2 protein-coding genes are annotated in these 1,082 nt (G+C 71.1%); both read right to left on the bottom strand.

Annotated features, from left to right (window positions below; all coding sequences use genetic code 11):
- A partial coding sequence (locus tag CAP13_RS09490) for a head maturation protease, ClpP-related (protein WP_143764956.1) occupies positions 1-619 on the bottom strand: 619 nt, incomplete at its 3' end.
- On the bottom strand, positions 582-1,082 hold a 501-nt coding region (locus CAP13_RS09495), incomplete at its 5' end, for a phage portal protein (RefSeq protein WP_143764957.1). The genes CAP13_RS09495 and CAP13_RS09490, both read right to left, overlap by 38 nt.

A 1,082-nucleotide genomic window follows, 5' to 3' on the forward strand; every position in this document is an offset into this window, starting at 1 on the left:
CGTCTGCCACCTGCACGGGCGCGCCCGAGGCTCCGTCCTCCGCCACCTCGGTGGCGAGGCCCCACTCGACGGCCTGCGCGGGCGTCACCCACGTCTCGGCGTCCATGACGGCGTCGAGCTCGTCGGCTCCGATCGTCGCGGCACCGAGGTACGCGGCCTTGGAGACCCCGGCGATCGCGTCGAGGTCGTCCGCCGCCTTGCGGAGCTGCCGGGCGTTTCCGCTCACGCGCTCGAGGAGCGGGTTGTGGAGCATCAGCATCGACGCGGGCTCCATGACGCGGCGCGTGCCGGCCATGAAGATGACCGACGCGATCGAGCACGCGAAGCCGTCGCACACCGTGGTCACCTCGCGGCCGCAGCCGCGGAGCGCGTTGTAGATTGCCGCGCCCTCGGCGACCTCGCCGCCGTAGGAGTTGATGTGCACCTCCACGGACGAGACGTCGTCGGGGAGGCCGGCGAGCGCCTGCGCCACGTCGAGGGCGCGGGTCGTGAGGCCGTCGCTCTCGCCGGTGTAGAGCAGCATCCAGTCGGTCGAGCTGATGTCGCCGTAGATGGTCATCTTGGCCGTCCCCGGCTCCGACTCATCGACCGCCAGCTGCATCACCCTCATCCTGTCCATTCGTTTCACCCCCGCCCGCTGCCTCGTTGTTCTTCGTGCGCTGGTATTCGTCCGCCCACGCCGCCGGGATGGGCGGCTGGCCGGTGAATCCACGGATCTCGTTGGGGCTGTCGATGGACGAGCCCACGAGCTTCGCGGCCGCGTCGGCGATCTGGAAGATGTCGACGTGGCGTATGCGCGTCGTGTCGACGCGGGCGCGGGCGCCCGCCTCCCACTGGGCGCGGGTGTAGGTCTTGCGCGTGATCTCCTCGGAGAGCAGGCGCGCGACCGGGTCGACCGCGAAGGTGAGGAAGCTCGAGAGAGCCGCGTCGAAGTTGTTGACGTTGCCCTCGAGGAGGGACGCCGGCATGCGGAAGCACGCGGCCACCGACGCGAACATGTCGCGCCGCATCGCCGCCACGCCGTCTGCGAGCTGCCCGGACCCGGAGGTGCCGGACGCGCCGACGCGCTCGATGCCCTGGCC

Source organism: Collinsella vaginalis (assembly GCF_900176655.1).
In the GTDB taxonomy this organism is placed as follows: domain Bacteria; phylum Actinomycetota; class Coriobacteriia; order Coriobacteriales; family Coriobacteriaceae; genus Collinsella; species Collinsella vaginalis.